This window comes from Chryseobacterium shigense, from assembly GCF_014207845.1.
In the GTDB taxonomy this organism is placed as follows: Bacteria; Bacteroidota; Bacteroidia; order Flavobacteriales; family Weeksellaceae; genus Chryseobacterium; species Chryseobacterium shigense_A.
This window is the reverse complement of the sequence record NZ_JACHLC010000012.1, coordinates 1-5,409: the sequence shown is the minus strand read 5'-3', so window position 1 is coordinate 5,409 and position 5,409 is coordinate 1. Positions and strand designations below refer to the sequence as shown.

At 46.9% G+C, this 5,409-nt stretch carries 2 tRNA genes and 3 rRNA genes; all 5 read left to right on the top strand.

Features of this window, described 5'->3' with window-relative positions:
- The first annotated feature begins 222 nt into the window (after positions 1-222).
- The 5 genes from HNP36_RS19200 to rrf all read left to right on the top strand — a co-directional run bounded on the left by HNP36_RS19200 (position 223) and on the right by rrf (position 5,365).
- Positions 223-1,739: ribosomal RNA gene (locus HNP36_RS19200) — 16S ribosomal RNA — on the top strand.
- A gap of 212 nt (positions 1,740-1,951) precedes the next feature.
- A tRNA-Ile gene (locus tag HNP36_RS19195) sits at positions 1,952-2,025 on the top strand.
- A 92-nt stretch (positions 2,026-2,117) separates the two neighbouring features.
- Positions 2,118-2,191: transfer RNA gene (locus HNP36_RS19190), tRNA-Ala, on the top strand.
- Positions 2,192-2,349: 158 nt separating this feature from the next.
- Positions 2,350-5,106: ribosomal RNA gene (locus HNP36_RS19185) — 23S ribosomal RNA — on the top strand.
- A 151-nt stretch (positions 5,107-5,257) separates the two neighbouring features.
- A 5S ribosomal RNA gene (gene rrf, locus HNP36_RS19180) occupies positions 5,258-5,365 on the top strand.
- Together the 16S, 23S and 5S rRNA genes with 2 tRNA genes alongside form the textbook arrangement of a ribosomal RNA operon.
- Positions 5,366-5,409 lie beyond the last annotated feature (44 nt).

Here is a 5,409-nt window from a genome sequence, read left to right as displayed (position 1 = left end):
GAAAAGGGGTTAGGGTTAAAAAAAAACTTTAAATTTTCTTTGATAAATATTTGGTCATTAATAAATAAATAATTACTTTTGCAACCGCAAATAAGGAACGGAACGACAGAAAAAAGTTCTTTATAAAAGCGGAAAGATTGAAGATCATTGACATACAATATAACAACCAAGTAAGGAAAAAACTAAAGCGTACAAAAAACTTTGAGTGAGTCAGACAAACATACAATGGAGAGTTTGATCCTGGCTCAGGATGAACGCTAGCGGGAGGCCTAACACATGCAAGCCGAGCGGTAGAGTTCCTTCGGGAACTTGAGAGCGGCGTACGGGTGCGGAACACGTGTGCAACCTGCCTTTATCAGGGGGATAGCCTTTCGAAAGGAAGATTAATACCCCATAATATATTGAGTGGCATCACTTGGTATTGAAAACTCCGGTGGATAGAGATGGGCACGCGCAAGATTAGATAGTTGGTAGGGTAACGGCCTACCAAGTCTACGATCTTTAGGGGGCCTGAGAGGGTGATCCCCCACACTGGTACTGAGACACGGACCAGACTCCTACGGGAGGCAGCAGTGAGGAATATTGGACAATGGGTGAGAGCCTGATCCAGCCATCCCGCGTGAAGGATTAAGGTCCTATGGATTGTAAACTTCTTTTGTATAGGGATAAACCTACCCTCGTGAGGGTAGCTGAAGGTACTATACGAATAAGCACCGGCTAACTCCGTGCCAGCAGCCGCGGTAATACGGAGGGTGCAAGCGTTATCCGGATTTATTGGGTTTAAAGGGTCCGTAGGCTGATTTGTAAGTCAGTGGTGAAATCTCACAGCTCAACTGTGAAACTGCCATTGATACTGCAAGTCTTGAGTGTTGTTGAAGTAGCTGGAATAAGTAGTGTAGCGGTGAAATGCATAGATATTACTTAGAACACCAATTGCGAAGGCAGGTTACTAAGCAACAACTGACGCTGATGGACGAAAGCGTGGGGAGCGAACAGGATTAGATACCCTGGTAGTCCACGCCGTAAACGATGCTAACTCGTTTTTGGGTTTTCGGATTCAGAGACTAAGCGAAAGTGATAAGTTAGCCACCTGGGGAGTACGTTCGCAAGAATGAAACTCAAAGGAATTGACGGGGGCCCGCACAAGCGGTGGATTATGTGGTTTAATTCGATGATACGCGAGGAACCTTACCAAGGCTTAAATGGGAAATGACAGGTTTAGAAATAGACTTTTCTTCGGACATTTTTCAAGGTGCTGCATGGTTGTCGTCAGCTCGTGCCGTGAGGTGTTAGGTTAAGTCCTGCAACGAGCGCAACCCCTGTCACTAGTTGCCATCATTAAGTTGGGGACTCTAGTGAGACTGCCTACGCAAGTAGAGAGGAAGGTGGGGATGACGTCAAATCATCACGGCCCTTACGCCTTGGGCCACACACGTAATACAATGGCCGGTACAGAGGGCAGCTACACAGCGATGTGATGCAAATCTCGAAAGCCGGTCTCAGTTCGGATTGGAGTCTGCAACTCGACTCTATGAAGCTGGAATCGCTAGTAATCGCGCATCAGCCATGGCGCGGTGAATACGTTCCCGGGCCTTGTACACACCGCCCGTCAAGCCATGGAAGTCTGGGGTACCTGAAGTCGGTGACCGTAACAGGAGCTGCCTAGGGTAAAACAGGTAACTAGGGCTAAGTCGTAACAAGGTAGCCGTACCGGAAGGTGCGGCTGGAACATCTCATTTTAGAGCGTCTTTAGACGATAAACAAAATTAGTATCGCAAGATACAAGCACTTACTTAAAGTTTAGGCTTTAGTTTTTTATTTGGTTGATATATAAAAAAATACAAAACCCACTAGAAATTAGTATAGGGAAGAGATTTAGAATAAGAAGTTAGAAATTAGAAGTTAGAAATTAGTCTAACATCTGGTGTCTAAAATCTAACATCTAAAACAAAGTCTCGTAGCTCAGCTGGTTAGAGCGCTACACTGATAATGTAGAGGTCGGCAGTTCGAGCCTGCCCGAGACTACTAATTGAAAAGACGGGAAGATAAAAGAGCCAGGAACCAAGACGATAGTTAAGTCTTGCATCTTGCATCTAGAATCTCTTAGTCTACTAGAGGGGGAATTAGCTCAGCTGGCTAGAGCGCCTGCCTTGCACGCAGGAGGTCAAGGGTTCGACTCCCTTATTCTCCACAGTTTTGGAGGTTTAGTTTAAAAGTTACGATTGGAGCCAAAAACAACAATTGTTTACTAAACCAAAAAGAAGACATTAAGATCATTGACATTAACGGTAAAGACATCACAAAGAGAAAACCGAGCGCATAAAAGCGCTTGAGTAACCTAAAAATAGGAAAGAAATCGTTAAGGGCGTATGGCGGATGCCTAGGCTTTCAGAGGCGAAGAAGGACGCGGTAAGCTGCGAAAAGCTACGGGGATCGGCACACACGAATAGATCCGTAGATATCCGAATGGGGCAACCCGGCATGTTGAAGACATGTCACCCAGCAATGGGAGCAAACCCGGAGAACTGAAACATCTAAGTACCCGGAGGAAAAGAAATCGAAGAGATTCCGTAAGTAGTGGCGAGCGAAAGCGGATTAGCCCAAAAGTCTTTATATGTTTAAAAGAATGTACTGGAAAGTGCAGCCGTAGCGGGTGATAGCCCCGTATTTGAAAGGCATATTTAGATGATAAATGAGTAGGGCGGGACACGTGAAATCCTGTCTGAATATGGGGGGACCATCCTCCAAGGCTAAATACTCCTGAAAGACCGATAGTGAACAAGTACTGTGAAGGAAAGGTGAAAAGCACTTCGAATAGAAGGGTGAAATAGAACCTGAAACCGTACGCCTACAAGCGGTCGGAGCACCTATATGGTGTGACGGCGTGCCTTTTGCATAATGAGCCTACGAGTTAATTTTACTAGCGAGGTTAAGGACTTCAGGTCCGGAGCCGGAGCGAAAGCGAGTCTGAATAGGGCGTATAGTTAGTAGGATTAGACGCGAAACCTTGTGATCTACCCATGGGCAGGTTGAAGCTCTGGTAACACAGAGTGGAGGACCGAACCGGTTGACGTTGAAAAGTCTTCGGATGACCTGTGGGTAGGGGTGAAAGGCCAATCAAACTGGGAGATAGCTCGTACTCTCCGAAATGCATTTAGGTGCAGCGTCGCAAAAAGTTTATTAGAGGTAGAGCTACTGATTGGATGCGGGGGTTTCACCACCTACCAATTCCTGACAAACTCCGAATGCTAATAAATGTTGTGCGGCAGTGAGGGCATGGGTGCTAAGGTCCATGTCCGAGAGGGAAAGAACCCAGACCAACAGCTAAGGTCCCCAAATATATGTTAAGTTGAAGCAACGCGGTTGGACTGCATTGACAGCTAGGATGTTGGCTTGGAAGCAGCCATTCATTTAAAGAGTGCGTAACAGCTCACTAGTCGAGCGGTCCGGCATGGATAATAATCGGGCATAAACATATTACCGAAGCTATGGATTTGTATTTTAGATACATCTGGTAGGAGAGCATTCTGTTTGCGCCGAAGCAGTATCGTGAGGTATTGTGGAGCGGACAGAAAAGAAAATGTAGGCATAAGTAACGATAAAGGGGGCGAGAAACCCCCTCACCGAAAGACTAAGGTTTCCTCAGCCATGCTAATCAGCTGAGGGTTAGTCGGGACCTAACGCGAACCCGAAAGGGGTAGTGGATGGACAATGGGTTAATATTCCCATACTTGCTCATGATAAAAGGGGACGGTTCGATGTAGCTACTGGAGACTGACGGAATAGTCAAGGCCTAGCCTTCGGGCGAAGCTGCTGTAGTGTAATTGGATCCAAGAAAAGCCGAAATGAAGCAACCCGTACCAAAACCGACACAGGTAGTCGAGGAGAGAATCCTAAGGTGCTCGAGTGAGTCGTGGCTAAGGAACTAGGCAAAATAGTCTCGTAACTTCGGAAGAAGAGACGCCAGCAGCAATGCTGGCCGCAGTGAAGAGGCCCAGGCGACTGTTTATCAAAAACACAGGACTCTGCTAAATCGAAAGATGCTGTATAGGGTCTGACACCTGCCCGGTGCTGGAAGGTTAAGGAAGGTGCTTAGAGTTAAATCGAAGGCATTAACTGAAGCCCCAGTAAACGGCGGCCGTAACTATAACGGTCCTAAGGTAGCGAAATTCCTTGTCGGGTAAGTTCCGACCTGCACGAATGGTGTAACGATCTGGGCACTGTCTCAGCCACGAGCTCGGTGAAATTGTAGTATCGGTGAAGATGCCGATTACCCGCAATGGGACGAAAAGACCCTGTGAACCTTTACTATAACTTCGTATTGACTTTGAGTAAGTAATGTGTAGGATAGGTGGGAGGCTTTGAAGCCGGCACGCTAGTGTTGGTGGAGCCAACGTTGAAATACCACCCTTTACTTACTTGGAGCCTAACTTCTTAATGGAAGGACATTGCGTGGTGGGTAGTTTGACTGGGGTGGTCGCCTCCAAAAGAGTAACGGAGGCTTTCAAAGGTACCCTCAGCACGCTTGGTAACCGTGCGTAGAGTGTAATGGCATAAGGGTGCTTGACTGTGAGACCAACAAGTCGATCAGGTGCGAAAGCAGGACATAGTGATCCGGTGGTTCCGTATGGAAGGGCCATCGCTCATAGGATAAAAGGTACTCCGGGGATAACAGGCTAGTCTCCCCCAAGAGCTCACATCGACGGGGAGGTTCGGCACCTCGATGTCGGCTCGTCACATCCTGGGGCTGGAGAAGGTCCCAAGGGTTGGGCTGTTCGCCCATTAAAGTGGCACGCGAGCTGGGTTCAGAACGTCGTGAGACAGTTCGGTCTCTATCTATTGCGGGCGTTAGATGTTTGAGAGGGCTTGATTCTAGTACGAGAGGACCGAATTGAACAAACCTCTGGTGTATCAGTTGTACCGCCAGGTGCACCGCTGAGTAGCTACGTTTGGAAGAGATAAGCACTGAAAGCATATAAGTGCGAAACTCGCCTCAAGATGAGACATCTTTTAAGGGTCGTTGGAGATGACAACGTTGATAGGCTATAGGTGTAAAGCTGGTAACAGCATAGCCGAGTAGTACTAATTACCCGTAGATTTATAGCCTATTGGTTGCTATAGGATTAAGTTCCAACAAGTTCTTTTGTGCGCAGACAAGGTTTTGTCTTTGTGAAAGTTTTTATCGATAAAAAAGCAGTATGCTTTACGCTGTAAGCCTCAAGCTTATAGCCTACTGCCTACAGCTATATACCTTCTTTAGGGTGGTTTTAGCGGTGGGGCTCACCTGTTCCCATTCCGAACACAGAAGTTAAGCCCACCAGCTCCGATGGTACTGCGAAAGCGGGAGAGTAGGTCGCCGCCAGTTTTTATTAAAAGTCTCATACAACACTGTTGTATGAGACTTTTTTT